The organism is Lacrimispora sp., assembly GCF_031982545.1.
Classification (GTDB): domain Bacteria; phylum Bacillota; class Clostridia; order Lachnospirales; family Lachnospiraceae; genus Lacrimispora.
Genome location: NZ_DALYXB010000004.1, coordinates 275233 through 290165 on the forward strand (window position 1 = coordinate 275233; position 14933 = coordinate 290165).

General features: G+C 40.2%; 14 protein-coding genes. 3 read left to right on the forward strand and 11 right to left on the reverse strand.

Going from position 1 to position 14933, the window contains the following annotated elements:
• Positions 1–2 precede the first annotated feature (2 nt).
• On the reverse strand, positions 3–1082 hold the full coding sequence (locus ABS301_RS08910) for a VCBS repeat-containing protein (RefSeq protein WP_349671887.1): 1080 nt from the start codon (positions 1080–1082) through the stop codon (positions 3–5).
• A 175-nt stretch (positions 1083–1257) separates the two neighbouring features.
• Between ABS301_RS08910 and ABS301_RS08915 the strand changes: the two genes are divergently transcribed.
• Positions 1258–3303: a VIT and vWA domain-containing protein gene (locus tag ABS301_RS08915; RefSeq protein WP_349671888.1), complete on the forward strand. Its 2046-nt coding sequence runs from the start codon at positions 1258–1260 to the stop codon at positions 3301–3303.
• Positions 3300–4073, forward strand: a complete 774-nt coding sequence (gene xrtK / locus ABS301_RS08920; protein ID WP_349671889.1) for an exosortase K — start codon at positions 3300–3302, stop codon at positions 4071–4073. The genes ABS301_RS08915 and xrtK overlap by 4 nt, the downstream gene beginning before the upstream one ends.
• A 199-nt stretch (positions 4074–4272) precedes the next feature.
• Here xrtK and ABS301_RS08925 read toward each other — a convergent pair whose 3' ends face one another.
• The 3 genes from ABS301_RS08925 to ABS301_RS08935 all read right to left on the reverse strand — a co-directional run bounded on the left by ABS301_RS08925 (position 4273) and on the right by ABS301_RS08935 (position 7329).
• Positions 4273–5115 carry an enoyl-CoA hydratase/isomerase family protein gene (locus ABS301_RS08925; RefSeq protein WP_349671890.1) on the reverse strand — a complete coding sequence of 281 codons (843 nt, stop codon included), beginning with the start codon at positions 5113–5115 and terminating at the stop codon, positions 4273–4275.
• A gap of 137 nt (positions 5116–5252) precedes the next feature.
• Positions 5253–6083 carry an enoyl-CoA hydratase/isomerase family protein gene (locus ABS301_RS08930; protein ID WP_349671891.1) on the reverse strand — a complete coding sequence of 277 codons (831 nt, stop codon included), beginning with the start codon at positions 6081–6083 and terminating at the stop codon, positions 5253–5255.
• A 28-nt stretch (positions 6084–6111) separates the two neighbouring features.
• Complete coding sequence (locus tag ABS301_RS08935; RefSeq protein ID WP_349671892.1) at positions 6112–7329, reverse strand: M20 metallopeptidase family protein; 1218 nt, start codon at positions 7327–7329, stop codon at positions 6112–6114.
• Positions 7330–7562: 233 nt separating this feature from the next.
• On the opposite strand from ABS301_RS08935, the gene ABS301_RS08940 reads away from it, so the two are divergent.
• On the forward strand, positions 7563–8876 hold the full coding sequence (locus tag ABS301_RS08940; RefSeq protein WP_349671893.1) for a hypothetical protein: 1314 nt from the start codon (positions 7563–7565) through the stop codon (positions 8874–8876).
• A gap of 82 nt (positions 8877–8958) precedes the next feature.
• Here ABS301_RS08940 and ABS301_RS08945 read toward each other — a convergent pair whose 3' ends face one another.
• From ABS301_RS08945 to ABS301_RS08975, 7 genes are all read right to left on the reverse strand, one after another.
• On the reverse strand, positions 8959–9906 hold the full coding sequence (locus ABS301_RS08945; protein ID WP_349671894.1) for an NAD(P)-dependent oxidoreductase: 948 nt from the start codon (positions 9904–9906) through the stop codon (positions 8959–8961).
• 160 nt (positions 9907–10066) lie between these two features.
• On the reverse strand, positions 10067–10459 hold the full coding sequence (locus tag ABS301_RS08950) for a metal-dependent transcriptional regulator (protein WP_349671895.1): 393 nt from the start codon (positions 10457–10459) through the stop codon (positions 10067–10069).
• Positions 10460–10521: 62 nt separating this feature from the next.
• Positions 10522–10758 carry a hypothetical protein gene (locus ABS301_RS08955; protein ID WP_349671896.1) on the reverse strand — a complete coding sequence of 79 codons (237 nt, stop codon included), beginning with the start codon at positions 10756–10758 and terminating at the stop codon, positions 10522–10524.
• 65 nt (positions 10759–10823) lie between these two features.
• Entirely contained in the window at positions 10824–11297 is a 474-nt protein-coding gene (locus tag ABS301_RS08960) for a MarR family winged helix-turn-helix transcriptional regulator (RefSeq protein ID WP_349671897.1), read from the reverse strand.
• 150 nt (positions 11298–11447) lie between these two features.
• The gene (locus ABS301_RS08965; RefSeq protein ID WP_349671898.1) at positions 11448–12224 is read right to left on the reverse strand and encodes a formate/nitrite transporter family protein; all 777 of its coding nucleotides are present in this window, start codon (positions 12222–12224) and stop codon (positions 11448–11450) included.
• A 17-nt stretch (positions 12225–12241) separates the two neighbouring features.
• Positions 12242–13456 carry an alpha/beta hydrolase family protein gene (locus ABS301_RS08970; RefSeq protein WP_349671899.1) on the reverse strand — a complete coding sequence of 405 codons (1215 nt, stop codon included), beginning with the start codon at positions 13454–13456 and terminating at the stop codon, positions 12242–12244.
• Between the two features lie 356 nt (positions 13457–13812).
• The gene (locus ABS301_RS08975) at positions 13813–14688 is read right to left on the reverse strand and encodes an AraC family transcriptional regulator (protein WP_349671900.1); all 876 of its coding nucleotides are present in this window, start codon (positions 14686–14688) and stop codon (positions 13813–13815) included.
• Positions 14689–14933: the final 245 nt, after the last annotated feature.

The window sequence follows — 14933 nt, forward strand, 5'->3', positions numbered from 1 at the left end:
ATCTACCAACCCCAATACTTACGCGCCGCCTGCACGACGTCGTCCATTGTTTCTCTTCCTGTAAGTTTGCTGACAAACGCCTTATGAAAATCAGTGTCCTCAAAAAAATATCCGTCACGCTGATAATAAATCGAAAAATCAGTTATGGCATGAGTTTCGTTATTGTCGTCCAGTTTGATGTAATTGGCAAGCACGGATAGGTCAGCCCAGCCGTCACCGTCCACATCTTTAAAAGAAATCCCTGGCATTTCGCTAAAGTTATCATAATCCCTCATGGCCTGAAAATTCCAGAGAACCCGTCCCTCTTTATCTACAAGGTACAGGACAAAAATATAATGACTACCCATTTTATAAGTCCCGGGAACTACGGAGACCGCACCGAACTTTTCAAAGTTTGCATCAAAAGTTTGATATTTAAGCGGCTTAAAACCGCCTTCTATTAACTCATCCATTGTGGCAGCACTATATAAAAATTCGGAAGACTGCCCACCTCCCGCAAATGCATCCATCATGTTAATGTCTGTATTCATGTTAAAGCGGTTAATTTTATCACTAATGCGCCAATCCCTGTAAAAACCGCCCGTTTTTGCATTTTGAAATAATATATCGCCAATTTTATATTCCACTCCATCGTAGATACAATGGGTAATTAACAAAATATCCAAAAGACCATCGTGGTTAACGTCCCGGGTTCCAATTGCAGCTATTGAAATATTGGGCTGGTATAGAGCACCTTTTTCAACATAGTTGCATTCAAGATCTTCTGTTTTATATATAATATTACCGTCGTCGTCAGCAAAAAACAGTGCAACTCTGCCCAGTTCAGAATGAACTGTGGCATACACAACGCAGTCTTTTTTCTTACCACTTTTACCGCTGCTCAGCGAAAAAACGTCAATCACATGCTCTTTATCTAATGTTATATAACCGTTTGCAGCTACATCGGTAAGGGTGGTTATGGAATGAAACCTGGCGAGGTGGGAAGCTGCAGTGGGCGTTTCAGCATAGACATCAGAAGTCAGAGACAGGAATGCAGTCAGGATTGTCAAACACAATAAAAGCGGAATGTAACTCTTTTTCATAATAGAAACTTCCTCACAATGTTTTTTATTGTTTTATTAAATCTTAACATAAGATTTTCACGAAAGCTATCAGATATTTGTTTATGATACAATTCCGATACATCTTTGAAGCTTTTATGATGGATGTACAAGATAGTATTTACTCATAAAACAAAAGAATAAAGGGGTGTATCAAATGAGTAAATTGAAAAAGTTTTTTTACTTAAATCTGTTCCTATTGCTTTTAACAACTCCCGCCGTCACGGCGTTTGCCGATGATCTTCCAGAGGAGGACCAAAACCGGATCCTTGCGCCGTACTTTTTTATCGAAGATGGCGATCCATCAACAGACCAGTTTCCATTAAAAGAGACAGATGTGAAAACAAATATCAACGGTATCATAGCCGAAACTTATGTCACACAAATATATACCAATGAAGGTCAAAAACCAATTAATGCGATGTATGTTTTTCCTGGTTCAACAAAAGTTGCAGTGCACGGCATGACCATGCAGATAGGCGATGAGATCATTAAGGCAAAAATCAAAGAACGTGTGGAAGCGAAACAGGAATTTGAGGAAGCAAAAAATGAAGGCAAAAGCGCATCTTTGCTGGAGGAGGAACGTCCCAATGTCTTTACTATGAATGTTGCAAACATTATGCCAGGCGATATTGTTAAAGTTGAACTGCATTACACGGAAACAATCACCTCAACCGATGGTAAATATGAGTTTGTTTTTCCAACAGTGGTTGGACCAAGGTACGTAAGCCCTGCAACTGACGTGTCCGATGACCACAATAATTTTACAGAAAGTCCCTACCTCATGGACGGCAAAACACCACCTGGCAGTTATAACATAACGGTTCATTTAAATTCTGCAGTTCCAATTTCCAATGTTAACTGTCAGTCACATAAAATTGTAACAGATATTGATAACAACAAGGCGCTCATCACTTTGGAGAACCCAGGAGAATACGCTGGTAATCGTGATTTTATCCTTGATTATTCGCTTACCGGCAGTGAGATAAACAGCGGGCTTATGCTTAACAAAGGGGGCCTTGCTGGTGAGAATACTCCAAAAGAGAACTTTTTTATGCTGACAGTTCAGCCGCCAGAACGCGTCACGTTGAAAGACATACTTCCCCGTGAGTATATTTTCGTGTTGGATGTTTCCGGTTCCATGAATGGTTATCCAATTGACACAGCAAAGATTCTGATCGGGACTCTCGTCAGCAGTCTTCGCCGCACGGATACCTTTAACGTAATTTTATTTGCTGGCACATCGGCACAAATGTCACCGAAATCCGTGCCGGCAACCGATTATAACATTAAACGGGCACTGGATTTAATAGAGCAGGAAGAAGGCGGCGGCGGGACGGAGCTTGTCCCCGCACTGCAATCCGCTATAGATATCCCTCGAACAAGTAAAGATGTGGCGCGCAGCGTAATCATAATAACCGATGGTTACATTTCTGAGGAATCAGAAATCTTTGACATTATAGGCAAAAACTTAGGCGAAACAGACTTTTTCTCCTTTGGAATTGGTGACGGTGTAAACCGCTATTTAATTGAAGGTATCGCAAAAGTGGGACAGGGGGAAGCGTTTGTTATAACAGATCCTGCAAAAGCTAATGAAGAAGCAGCGAATTTCCGAAAATATATACAATCTCCGATTCTGCGAAACATTAAGGTAACGTATAACGGTTTTGACGCCTACGATGTGGAGCCAAAGAAATCGCCTACACTTTTTGCAAAAAGACCAATCGTGATGTATGGTAAATGGAAAGGTGAGGCAGAGGGAACCATAGAAATAACAGGAACAAAAGGCAATGGAGAAGCTTACAGGCAGGTAATTCAAGTTGCCGGCGCACAACCCATGGAAAATAATTCAGCTTTGCCATACTTGTGGGCCCGGGCAAGGGTGGAGCAGCTTATGGACTATGGCACCCTGGAAGATGAAAATAGTATGGAGCAGGTCAAAAAAGAAGTAACCCAAATCGGGCTGGATTACAGCATGCTTACACCGTTTACCTCTTTCATCGCCATTACGGAACAGGTTCGCAACACTGGTAGTGAAGCCAAAGACGTTAAGCAGCCGCTTCCACTCCCACTCCATGTTTCGAATAATTCAGTAGGCTCATACACCAGCGGTTCTGAGCCGGGAATTGCCGCTGTAATCGTGATTGGGGCACTTACGTTGATAATGGGAGCTGTGCGGCTATTTAGGAAGCGTGCGGCATGAAGAAGCAACATTTATTAGCGCTGTATCTTATAGGATTGTTTGTTATTCTTGGAATAAAATATGGTTACAGCAGAGCAGGCTTTGGGGAGCTGGATTTTATACTGGCCCCTACCGCCCGCTGGGTCACGTTCCTTAGCGGAATTAATTTCAACAGACAGGTGGATGTCGGCTACATAAACCACAGCATACGGTTTATAATCGCGCCCAGTTGCTCAGGTGTACAGTTTATGTTGATTACATTTTCTGCACTCTTCTTCCCTCTGGTTCACAGAATGAATTCAGTGAAGAAGGGAGTCTGCTGGTTTGCTGGCAGTTTCCTATCCTCATTTCCATTTACAGTTTTTGTGAACGGTATCAGGATTGTATTGTCAATTTATATTCCAGTTTATTTCAACAAATGGAATATTTACGCAAACTGGCTTACAGCCCAACGGCTGCATACGATTATTGGAACAGTTGTGTATGTGACAGCGCTGTTGGCTCTATACCACCTGGCAGGTCTGGTTTCAAGTTCAACTGTAAAAATATCATCTGATGTGCACGGTATATTTCCAAGTAAGGTGGTATCAAAAATAGTTAATCGCATTGTGCCTCCAATACTTTGCTATTTTTTCATCGTGCTTATCATTCCTTTGATTCACAATGCACGTCAGAATGACCTTGAGAAATTTCTGGAGTATGCTTCATTAATAACTTCTGTATGCTTTGCTTTAATACTTTTATATTGTATCGTATATACGGTTCAGGATCATCTTAGTGGAAAGCAGTGAGTTATCTTCAAGGTTGTGCAAATAAAAAATTAAGTTTTGAACGAACAATGATCCCTGTTTTAAGAATGGCATTATATTCAAAAGAAATGGAATACCATTAAGAAACCTGGCCAAAAGCTCAGAGAAAATGCTGAAAAAGGGTATAAGCTCGTGGATATGATGAAAGCGGTCTATCTGTCGGCAAATGCTGATTAATAATTTAGGAGGCAGAATTATTCTTCTGAAAACGCTCCCTTATTTTCATCAGTCGCTCATAAGTACCCTCTTCATCAATGGCCATGTCGTACATTTGGTGTGCAAGTTGGAATCCCTGATCACTAACAAGGGCTTTTTTCCATGGACGCGACAAGATTGAATGAGTTAGATGTCTTGTAGATCGGGGAGCTTGCATTATCATCTCTGCAAGTTCCCACGCACGGGGAAGAAGCTTTTCATGAGGCATTACCTCACTTACAATACCCAGGTCTAATGCCACCTGCGCATTTATGTTCGTGCCCGTATATGCGTAAAATGACGCTCTCTTAATGCCTGTTAAATTTTGAAGCGCTAATACAATCCCATCACCAGGAGACACACCACCCAGGTAATGTGCATCGAAAAAACTTGTGTCCTGGGCACAGATTGTAATATCACATAATGTTCCCATTTGCCAGTGTGATCCTGTCCCATTGATTACCCCAATTGTGGGAATGTCGATACAAAAGATCATATTTTCAATCATTCTCAATGATTCATGATACATTTCCAGTTTACGGTTCTTCGACCAGTCCATGAATTTTGTTTTCCAGATTTCGGGGTTTGCTACCTGCCATTTATCTCCCGTTCCAGTGAGAATCATTACTTCGTTTTCAGGATCACGGCCAATATCCGACCATGCATTCCCATATGCAGTCAGAACTGGCCAGTCAAATTGAAGCGATTCCCCCCGCGTGTGCATACGTACTTCCAATATGCCGTTATGGCGGGTCATTAAAAGCAGGTCTTTGTACTTTTCCGAATATTCTTCGAATTTTGTAGGTCCTGCCATGCATTGCTCTGACATTTTAATTCCTCCAATCATATAATGGGGCTGTCTTTCATAAAAATGGCACGGGGCTGTGTACCTATGTTACATCAAAAACGGGATAGCCCCCCTGCCATTATTCCATAGCTATGAGTACCGGTTAACTGCCCGTGACTTTATTTGCCCATTAATCGTCCTTTCATTTTTGTCAGTCGTTCAAACGCACCTTCTTCGTCTATCGCCATATCGTACATCTGGTGAGCAAGGTGGAATCCCTGATCACTGACTAAGGCTTGTTTCCATGGACGGGATAAAATGGAATGGGTAAGATGTCTGGTGGAACGAGGTGCCTGCATTATCTTCTCTGCAAGTTCCCAGGCGCGGGGAAGCAGATTTTCACGGGGCAGCACTTCACTGACGATTCCAAGATCCAAAGCGGTCTTTCCATCGATATTCTTACCAGTATATGCGTAGTATGCTGCTTTCTTAAAACCTAACATATTCTGAAGCGTAAGTATCATTCCGTCCCCTGGAGGTGTTCCTCCCAGAAAATGGGGATCAAAAAAGTCTGCATCCTCTGTACATATGGTAATGTCGCAGAGCGTTGCGATTTCACAGTGGGTTCCCGGTCCATTGATTGCTCCGATTGTAGGGATGTCGATGCAGAATATCATATTCTCAAGCAGTCTCAGGGATTCATGATATTGTTCCAGTTTCTTTTGCTTCGGCCAATCCATAAATTTTGTGTTCCAGACATCAGGGTTTCCAACAACCCATTTATCTCCTGTTCCAGATATAATCAAAACCTCATTTTCAGGGTCACGGCCGATATCTGACCATGCATGAGACCATGCCGTATGGGCTTCCCAATTATGATGATAAGGGCCCCCGTCGGTGTGCAGCCGCACTTCAATTATTCCGTCACGACGGGTCATTAATAGAAATTCTTTGTACTTCTCCGAGTATTCTTCAAATTTTGTTGGTCCAATCATACGTCTCTCTGTCATTCTAATTCCTCCTTGTTTTGTTTAGATATCATCTATTACTTTCAAGCCAGTCTCTGGCGAAAGCAGCGTAAACCGCAGCTCCTTTACTAAGCACATCATCCGAAAACATTACCTTTGGATGGTGCATAGGGTAGCTATAACCTTCTTTGGAATTGTCTGCGGTAATAAACACTGAGGTACTTGGTACCGCTTGTGTTACAAATGCGAAATCTTCCGATCCCATTAATTTACCACCAGGTATCAATTGTGTCAGATCGATGAAAGAACTGGCGCCAAAAGTGTCTGTAATCGTTGTTCTCATCTGATCGTTAAGTCTGCTGTCAACTTTCACCTCAGGACAGCCCCTGGTATAAATAACATCTGCCTTTGCATGATATGTTTCCCCAATACCTGTAGATATTTCATGAATACGGGTTTCAATCTTATCACGCAATACGGCGTTAAAAGTGCGTACACTGCCTTTCAATCTGGCAATATTGGGGATCACATTGTTTGTACTTCCACCTTCCATCACTCCAATTGTAAGAACCGCACTCTCAATCGGAGAGATTTCACGGCTTATAATACCTTGAAGCGCCAGATGAAGATGAGCAGCTACATTTAACGGATCCACCGCGGCATCGGGCATTGCTCCATGCGCTCCTCTTCCGTGGATGACTATTTCGAACCAATCTGAGGAAGCCGAAATCGCTTCTCCAGCCTCAGGAATTACAAATTGCCCCGCAGGGATTGGCATTCCAGACAATACATGGAGCATCATTGCTGCATCCACTTTTGGATTTTCGAGAATCCCATTTTCAAGCATCATATTTGCTCCGTGAAGGGTTTCTTCCCCTGGCTGAAACATTAGTTTGACCGTGCCGCAAAGCTGCTCTTCCTTTTCCTTTAGTATCTCCGCGGCTCCCAGCAGCATGGAAGTATGCAGGTCATGACCGCACGCATGCATATTTCCATTCGATGATGCAAAGGAAATATCCGCTTCTTCTTTCATTGGCAGCCCATCCATATCCGCACGGATAAGAATCACCTTTCCAGGACGTTGTCCGCCAATGGTAACCATTAAGCCTGATTCTCCCACAGAAGTGGGCATAAGACCGATCGATTCCAACATCTCTTTTACATAAGCAGTCGTCCTGGGTAAACTCAAATCAAGTTCCGGAATCGCATGAAGATGATGCCTGTACATAACTAACTTTTCCTGCAGCTGATTGGCCAAATTCAAAAAGTCTCCGGTTTTTTTGATCACAATTAACACCTCCTATCATACAAATCGAATTAGTAAACAACTGAATAAAATTGCTTACTTTATATTTTGAGACATTTTAAGAACACTTTTATTATACTGATAAGCCTATCCCATGTCAAGAATAATTTTGGACATTTTAAGAACACTTCCTTCCAACCCCTGAGAAGATTGAAATATCACGTTTATTATGATATAATTCTTTTCATTGAATTTGTTTATGAAAGGAATCTACCATGAAAATCAAGCTGGGTATAATCACGCCTGAGACCCATATGGACTATTTTCGCGCCATTGAAGAAGAAATGCGGTCGGTATGTCAGTTTCGTTTTCTTACAATAAGCAACTTTCGGGAAACAAAAGACGTATATTTGAAAAATTTAGGTTTGGTGGACGGGTTTGTTATCAGTGGCAGATTGCTCTACGAATCAATCGATAAGGAATGTTTGGATACCAAAGTACCCACTCACATATTGCAGGATAATGAAAACCTTCTTTATAGAGAACTTTTCAGACTATTGGTCACAGAACCTGAGCTTGACATCTCCAGAATCTATGTGGATTATGCGTATATTATCGATTCTTTCAGTGAATTTCAAAAATACCTGACTCATGAGGGGAAGCCTTTTGACAGCAGCGATCTTTTCCAACGAGTGGAAACAATGCTGGAGAACCATATAACTCTGTGGGAAGAGAGAAAAACAGACTTGTCCATCACGGCGTTCGGCCACTTTGTTCCGGAACTCAAAAAGCATGGGGTAAGGTATATCTTAATACGCCCCACTTTGGAAAACGTGAAAGAGACCATAAGAGAGATCATCAATGAAATTACCATCCTTAAGCTCAAGAACCAGAGAGCAGTCGTAGCATGCTTATCGATCGAAACTGCGCAGCCGCCAGCGACAGGGCAGCTTCAAGAGCTGAAGGATCTTGTCAGCAGATTTCTGCTCAGTGTGAATCTGGCGGATACAGCCCAGATTTCAGAAGGCTATGTGAGACTTTACACCACATACGGTAATTTTATGAAAATCACCTCTGAGGCTCATAACTGTACCCTGCTGGAATATCTGGGTGAGTCTGTAAGCGAAACAGTGAAAATAGGGTGGGGCTCGGGACATGAATATTTTCAAGCGAATGAGAACGCCACGAAAGCTTACAGACAGGCGAAAGCCTTTACCGGCAGCTGCAGCTTTTTTATAAACGAGGATCAGAAGGTTATCGGACCAATGAGGAGTATGAATGTCATACAGTTCTCCGAACAGGGGGACCCTGAGATCATCGCATTAGCCAAAAGTATGGGAATAAATAACATCAATTTACAGAAAATCATATCCTATGCGGAAATTATGAGAACAAACAAATTATCCTCTGAGGATGTTGCTCAATGTCTGTCCATGACCGTCAGAGGCGCAAATCGTATTCTTAACAAAATTGAAGAAAAAAAATACGTACAAACAGTATTTGAAAAGCGGGACAATGGTAAGGGACGGCCCAAAAAATACTATGAGCTGTTATTTCTTGACAAAGATGGAAACAAATCAGAAGAGTAACTGCCAGACAGAAAGCCACCTTTTTTGCCTTTGTATAAAGCAAAAAAAGTGGCTTTTTAAGAATTGAGCTGGTTATATCCGATCAGAATAACTGGTTAAGCTTGCTTTCAGGCTCTTCACCACTTTCAACACATCTTATATTATTGACAAAGAAATCATATCTCTTTTTATGGAGTTTGAGACCATCAGGCATTCCTGCCGTATGGGGTGTGAGCATTACATTACTCAGATTACGAAGTTCACTGTCAATTGGAAGTGGCTCTGTTTCAAACACATCAAGACACGCACCTGCAATTTCTCTGTTTTTTAACGCATCTATTAAGTCTTCTTCATTTACAATCCGACCACGGGCGGTATTGATAAATAGTGCTGTGTTCTTCATTTTCCTGAATACTTCTTTGTCGATCAGCTTCTGGGTTTGCTGGTTTAAAGCTGAATGTACCGTTACAATATCTGACGTGCTTATAAGATTATCAAAATCAGTTTTCTGAATACCCCCATAAGGCTGTACAGCAGTATTTCTTGTGTAAACCAGCACATTCATATCAAACGCTTTGCAAAATCCGGCTACTTTTTTACCAATAGCGCCAAATCCAATAATTCCAATGGTTTTACCTTCTAACTCGCTTCCTGTATACTCCAATTGATTTTGATCTGCCTTGCTTTTCATGAAACCGTCAAGAAGTGGTATATTTTTATAGTAAGACAATATGAATGCCATTACATGCTCAGCAACTGCCTTGGCATTCACTCCAGCCGCATTGGCCGCCCAAATACCCAGTTGTGTACAGGCATCAATATCTACATTATCGTATCCCGCACCTGTTTGAACCAATTTTAATTGTTTCGCTTTTGAAAGTAGAGTTCTGTCAATCTTAACATGCTCTGGTATAATCACCTGGCAATCTTCGATATGATGCAGCATTTCTTCCCCAGGTGGAACGATTATGATGTCCCATTCTTTTGGAAAACAATTTATAATATTTAATTTTGATGTCTCAGTGAAATAGCCGACTATGAGAATTTTCATTTTAAAACCCCTTTCATAAGTTCTTTATAACAGCAATCCATTACTAAATTATAATATTTTATTTTCTAAATTTAGTATAGTTAGTCCCACTTGTACAGTCAAGTTCTATTCTTAATCCAGCCATTTGCTTTTAGAGAAAGGGAAGGAGCGGGGGCCTGCTCTAACCTAGATATTTTTTCAGAGCAAAAACAGAATCATTACTGATAATATGCTCCATTTTGCAGGCATCTGCACTTGCAGTCAGTTCATTGACATTACAACATGCAATGAGAAACTTTTTAATTATCTGAAACTTGGTTGTAATAATCTCACCCTGTTTACGTCCTTCCTCAGTGAGCTGAATTTCCCCACCTAACGGTTTGATAACCAGCCCTTCATCCTGCAATACATTTACTGCGCTATGGACACTAGGCTTGGAAACCCCTAAATATACAGCAATATCAATTGAGCGTACTAATTGAGATCTTTGAGAAAGCATATATATAGCCTTTAAATATTCTTCCCTTGATGGACTAAGTTTCTTTCTCAATAAATCATTCTTATCCTGTTTCACAGCTAATCCTCCACTTTTGTACCGTGGTGCAAAGTGTATAGTTACCATACTCTACGGCACAATTACTTTTTTGTCTTTGAACTCTTATTCTTCTCGTTATCCACCGGTTGATTGATAAACGAATCAGTTTCTGTAAATACGGAACGGTCATACGGATAAATAGGTGCACTGAAGCATTGAGAAAATGAATTAAAAAGTGCTTCAAGTAATTTTTGATTAACTTTGAGTTTTTGTTGATACTGCTGTTCGGTAACCTCACTATGATCATGAGTATGATGTTTGATTATTTTCTTTTTCATGTTAGTTCCTCCTAACTTTATGCCGTGAAAAATGCATATAGTTACCATACGCTTATGCAAAATTCTTATTTAATTATATTTTCATCAAAATTTTGAATCTTGCTAATTAAGCCTGACAAGAAGTCTGACAAAAATTTTATTTCCGAATTTGTAGCATCTTGCAGTTCATTTTCCACCATGCTGTTTATGATTGCATGATAATACATGTGATTTTTATGAGCGTCTTCTCCTTTTTCTGTCAGGCTCAGTAAATATCTGGATAAATTTAGTTCATCAACTTCTTTTTTAACCAGAGTCTTTCTCTCCAGCTTTCTGAGAATTTCGGAAACAGCTCCCTTTGTTACACCCAGAATATCCGCCAGACCGCCCACGTGAATGCAGGGGTGTTCTGCTATCGCCTTTATTACATGGATTTCAGAGTGGTAAATTGGTACATCCGTTCCGTAGTAACGTGTTTTTTTATCTAGTTCCATTAAAGCAAACGCCAAATCTAAGGATTCATATGCAATTTCATGTTTGTTGTTTTTATTTTTTTCCATACCAACAGTATATGGTTGCCATACACTTTTGTCAAGAATAATTTCTCTATGCAGAGAGGGGCACATATCCCACGGTATTTTCCATGTTCAAAAAAAGAGCAGGGTACCAAATTTCATACCTTGCTCTTTAAAGAAGATCAGATTGTATTCTTACCCAACTGACTTTGATTTGGAAGCATACCAATAAGGTACTGCAAGCAGAAGAGATCCCCCTGTCATATTACCAACGGTAACAATTAATATATTCTTTATTACAGCCAAAACAGTCAGACCAGCTTCATGAGGTAACATTAAAGCAATTGAGAAAATCCCCATGTTGGCAATGGAATGCTCAAACCCGGAAGCCGAAAATGCCAATACACAAAATAGCATCATAAACAGTTTCGCGCTTTCCTCTTTCATCTTGTAACACAACCAGATTGCAAGGCAAACAACAAAATTACACAGTACAGCTCGGAAAAATAGCTGTCCCCAAGGTATACCAAGTTTTGAAATTGCTGTTTTTTCAATATATACATCAGATATTCCAATCATAGCTTTACTTTGCACATAAATAAAAGATAATACCACGCTGCCCAGGAGATTTCCAATATAGTTTATCAGTAACAGCTTTGCTGCCTTTTTTAGACTTACCGTTCTTTCCAGGCAGCCGACTGTAAATACAAAACAATTTCCAGTAAAAAGTTCACCTCCAGCAAATGCCAATAGCCCAAGGGCTACCCAAAAGGTAAGCCCGATTGCTATTTTTCCATAAAATTTTCCTTCTACCTGCGTAATTGCAGCTACGGAAAAGGAAAGGGCAATTCCTATGATAATAAAAAATCCGGACATCATTGCCAATACAACATATTTTGTGAGGTTTCCGCTTAAAAAATCACTTTTGTTCTGTGCCGACTCTGCAACTTTTTTAATTTCATCTGCATACATAACCGCACCTGCCTTTATTAAATTTCCTCCATGTTACAGTCAAACACTTCATCCATCCAGTCAAACATGACCTGATGGAAAAGTGCATGATTTCCCTCCTGGCAATGCTCTTCCGCTCCTTCCTCAATGGTAAACACACGGACTGTCTTGGGAGCTTTTATTTCTTCCAGCAAAGTATCCAACTGGTCTTTGGACACAAAGTGGTCTGTCTCTCCCATGGTAAGCAAAACAGGACATTTAATATTTCCGGCAATTCCTTTTAATGAAGCTTTTTTCATCTCGTCAAATACTTCATATCGATGCTGTAAGCCAAACACCCATTTTCCATTGTTAAGCATCCATTTTAGATTAGAATTATGTTCCTCTGCCATAGCGAGCATCTGTTCTCTTTTTTCCTCTGGAAGCTGCAGTACTTGTGCCAGCTGGGGATTTTGATTCAGGGTAGAATCAAAGGTATCATAAAATACATTGAATGCAATGCAAGCCTTAATCCGCTCATCAAATGCCGCTGCTCTAGGTGCAAAATATCCACCAAGACTCATACCGAGCAGTGCCAGCTTCTCCATATCAACCTCTGGTCTGGTCTCTAAATAATCAAGAGCAGCACTTACCGGAACTTCTGCGTCATGACGCATGAAGAGACTCTGTTTCCGTAACGCTTCTCCCTGCCCTGGCATTTCAAATACAAGACAATGATAGCCTTTTTTAATTGCTGCAGCGGCACCGCAGAAATATAGTTCCTGTAAAGTGGAATCGTATCCGCCTATAAATACAAGCACCGGACGTTTTTTAAGTTCCCCTTTTTTGTCCTCTGATGCACCGTAAAAATATCCTTTCAGATGAGTTCCTTCATAAGGGATTTTTACAACTTCAAAATGACTGTCTAAAAGTTCCATTCCTTTTTCAAATGCCATTACGCTTTTATCAAAATTTTCCATTCTTCTTTCATCAGTTCCATCTAAAAAGAATTCTCCAGTACGATAGTAATTATGGGCCCGTAAAAATGCCTCTCTGGCGCTTACCTTATGCTTATTATTAAAGCAATCCATTGCCGTCTGGCAGGTTCTGTCCGCTGTTTTTTTCCATTCCAGAAACCAGCTTTCAAAATTGCCCTCTTCTATTTTTGCTGCTGTTGCAAGGCACTCCCCTATTTCTGCTCCTTGATAACCTGCGTATGCTGCTGCCCTTAATAATTCAAATGAAAATGCCTGATCATTAAAATAAAATTTCATGTCGGTTTCCTCCTTGTAATTGTGATGTTAATTAGAAAAATTTGTTTTATTATTATTTCATTGAACATTCAGTGAATTATAATTCTTAAAAACTACCTGGAAAATTATACATTCTATTTTCCAGGTTAAAAATCACAATCAATATTTTCATTCACCGTTCGTTCAATCAACATTATATATCAATGTTTTTTTAAATGCAATAGTTTTTTATTGATAAATTATTGCATCGTAGCCATACGTTTGCACTGGTCAAAACAACTGTATTGACTTCTCCTATTTTAAATAGCTGGCACTCTATGGAATTACGCCTTAGAGTGCCAGCTCATTTTCAATTTATTTACTCTTATTTTGTAGTCTTATTTCTGGATAACCGGAATCCATATCTCAGCACTATATCCGGATTGTAAATCGCCAAAATACATTTCCATATCAAAATCACAATCAGCATGCTCATAGCTTGCTACTGGAAACCATTCAGAATAGATTCTTCTCCAGACTTCATGCAGCTTTTCATCATCGTTTTCACTTTTCCATTCCGTTTTAAATATTGCCCATGTTTGCTTTGGTATGGCCAGAGTCTTATATTCAGGTGGAACTGCCTGATCCTTCTTCATACAGCCAACCATGTAGGACATGTCTCCATTCGCATTATGTGCATATGTTACGCCTGCATCAATCGGCTCACCAGTCTTTTTGCCGGCTGCCTCCAGGAGTGACTGCCCCCGCCCATCCTGTCCACAGGCCATCCAAAACGCAGGGATGTCTTTGTAACATTGACCATTAATAACAGTTGTTTTCAGCTCAAGTCCAAATACCTCAAATGATTCTTTCTCTTCAATACGATAATTCATCTCAGATACTCCTTTAATCGATATTAAGAAGGTCATTTTAGGAAAAGCTTTGAGCGAAACACCTATATCGCGCGCTGATATCGGCATTACACCATGAAGATTTTTAAATGCACGACTAAATGCTTCTGGCGATTCATATCCGTACTTTACAGCCACATCAATCACTTTAATATTACTTGTCTGCAGTTCAAAGGCTGCCAATGTCAAACGTCTTCGTCTGATATACTCAGATAGCGGCACGCCCGTAATAAATGAAAACATTCTCTGAAAATGATATGTGGAACAACATGCAATCTGTGCCAGTTTCTCGTATGAAATTTCATCCGTAAGATTTAATTCAATATAGTCTACAGCATTGTTCATTCTGTCAATCCATTCCATTAATCTACCTCCTCTCGAAAGTTATATTATCATATCGGATTGTCTGACACCTTGCATTTGATGTACAAATAAATCATGTTGCGCCATGCGGATGCTACTATTGGTTTCCTATTACACCATAATATTTTTTCATAATATACATTATGCATTTTTAACTCTTGTAATCTTTGATCCAATACCTTCGACATATATAAGACTATAATCATACAATATCTCTATATATTTATCATTATTCTATAACACGC

Excerpts from the sequence above, each read along its gene's own strand:
- ABS301_RS08910 (WP_349671887.1), bottom strand. The coding sequence starts at position 1,082 with ATGAAAAAGAGTTACATTCCGCTTTTATTGTGTTTGACAATCCTGACT.
- ABS301_RS08915 (WP_349671888.1), top strand. The coding sequence starts at position 1,258 with ATGAGTAAATTGAAAAAGTTTTTTTACTTAAATCTGTTCCTATTGCTT.
- xrtK (WP_349671889.1), top strand. The coding sequence starts at position 3,300 with ATGAAGAAGCAACATTTATTAGCGCTGTATCTTATAGGATTGTTTGTT.
- ABS301_RS08925 (WP_349671890.1), bottom strand. The coding sequence starts at position 5,115 with ATGTCAGAGCAATGCATGGCAGGACCTACAAAATTCGAAGAATATTCG.
- ABS301_RS08930 (WP_349671891.1), bottom strand. The coding sequence starts at position 6,083 with ATGACAGAGAGACGTATGATTGGACCAACAAAATTTGAAGAATACTCG.
- ABS301_RS08940 (WP_349671893.1), top strand. The coding sequence starts at position 7,563 with ATGAAAATCAAGCTGGGTATAATCACGCCTGAGACCCATATGGACTAT.
- ABS301_RS08945 (WP_349671894.1), bottom strand. The coding sequence starts at position 9,906 with ATGAAAATTCTCATAGTCGGCTATTTCACTGAGACATCAAAATTAAAT.
- ABS301_RS08955 (WP_349671896.1), bottom strand. The coding sequence starts at position 10,758 with ATGAAAAAGAAAATAATCAAACATCATACTCATGATCATAGTGAGGTT.
- ABS301_RS08960 (WP_349671897.1), bottom strand. The coding sequence starts at position 11,297 with ATGGAAAAAAATAAAAACAACAAACATGAAATTGCATATGAATCCTTA.
- ABS301_RS08965 (WP_349671898.1), bottom strand. The coding sequence starts at position 12,224 with ATGTATGCAGATGAAATTAAAAAAGTTGCAGAGTCGGCACAGAACAAA.
- ABS301_RS08970 (WP_349671899.1), bottom strand. The coding sequence starts at position 13,456 with ATGAAATTTTATTTTAATGATCAGGCATTTTCATTTGAATTATTAAGG.
- ABS301_RS08975 (WP_349671900.1), bottom strand. The coding sequence starts at position 14,688 with ATGGAATGGATTGACAGAATGAACAATGCTGTAGACTATATTGAATTA.